Source organism: Ruminococcus sp. OM04-4AA (genome assembly GCF_003462585.1).
GTDB classification, from domain to species: Bacteria; Bacillota; Clostridia; order Lachnospirales; family Lachnospiraceae; genus Mediterraneibacter; species Mediterraneibacter faecis.
Genome location: NZ_QTZH01000151.1, coordinates 1 through 1,176, shown reverse-complemented (window position 1 = coordinate 1,176; position 1,176 = coordinate 1). Strand labels below are relative to the sequence as shown.

Sequence of the window (1,176 nt, the reverse complement as noted above, 5' to 3'; positions counted from 1 at the left end):
TTACAAATGAATCTAAAATATTATGGAATTGAAGTTGGAATAGGAGAAAAAGAAAAGTTGGATTTTACAAAAGTATTTGAACCAGTTGCTCACAAAACGATTACCTCATTGGAAAAAGATGAAGAGAATAATAGTAAACAATTGCCTATTTATGATATAATACTTGCAGGTGATTGGAAAAAGATGAAGAGAATAATAGTAAACAATTGCCTATTTATGATATAATACTTGCAGGTGTTGAGTAAATGGAAAAGATATTTATTTTTTATGGTCCCAATCGAGAATACAATAAATATATTCCTGAAACTTATTTTTTATTGGATACATTGATTGAAGTAAGCGATTTAAACAAGAAATCCAGATTTTCAACGGAGGTGAAATTAGATCAGGTAGTTGGATTTTCAATGTCATACTCTGGAATTACAGAAGGTGGTATTCAAAATTTTGTTGCGATAATGAATGAAAAGAGAAATGGATTAAAAGAGTTGTATTTGCAAAATCCTCCGGATTGTATAAAAAATGAACTTGTTCGTCATTATCCGAAAGATATTTTAGAAATCAATTATTATAAATATCCTAAAATGACTAAAAAAAGGCTGAATCATTTTTTACAATTATACGATAAAACTATTATAGGACAGCAAAAGGCAAAGAAAAGATTAGCAATTACGTTATATGAATTATATAAACAGAAAAATAAAAATAAACCAATGGTGTTGATGCTTTATGGTCCTTCTGGCGTAGGGAAAACGGAAACTGCTAAATTTATAGGTCAATTGCTTGGGGGGAAAATATGTAGATTTCAATTATCTATGTATCAAACAGGCGATTTCTATGAATATTTATATGGAGCAGAACATAATAAAGGAAGTTTTGCGAAAGAACTGTTGGAAAGGGAAAGTAATGTAATTTTGCTAGATGAATTTGATAAGGCACATCCGGGAATATGGAGTGCGTTTTATCAGTTTTTTGACGAGGGCGTGTATAAAGATAAAAATTATTCAGTTGATATGAGAAATGCTATTGTTATTTGCACATCTAATGAATTAAGTCCAGACGCTATAAGACAGAGAATTGGTGATCCATTGTTTTTTAGAATTAATGATTATGTCAAATTTGAAAAATTGAGTAAAGAAGCTAAATTACAAATTTGTAAAATGATTTTTGAAAAAGAAT

2 protein-coding genes are annotated in these 1,176 nt (G+C 28.9%); both read left to right on the top strand.

Annotated features, from left to right (window positions below; translation table 11 throughout):
• Positions 1–225 (top strand): hypothetical protein (locus tag DXB52_RS16285; RefSeq protein WP_472520585.1); only part of this gene is annotated, 225 nt, incomplete at its 5' end.
• Between the two features lie 20 nt (positions 226–245).
• Positions 246–1,176: AAA family ATPase (locus tag DXB52_RS15835; protein WP_147343403.1), on the top strand; the 931-nt coding region annotated here is incomplete at its 3' end.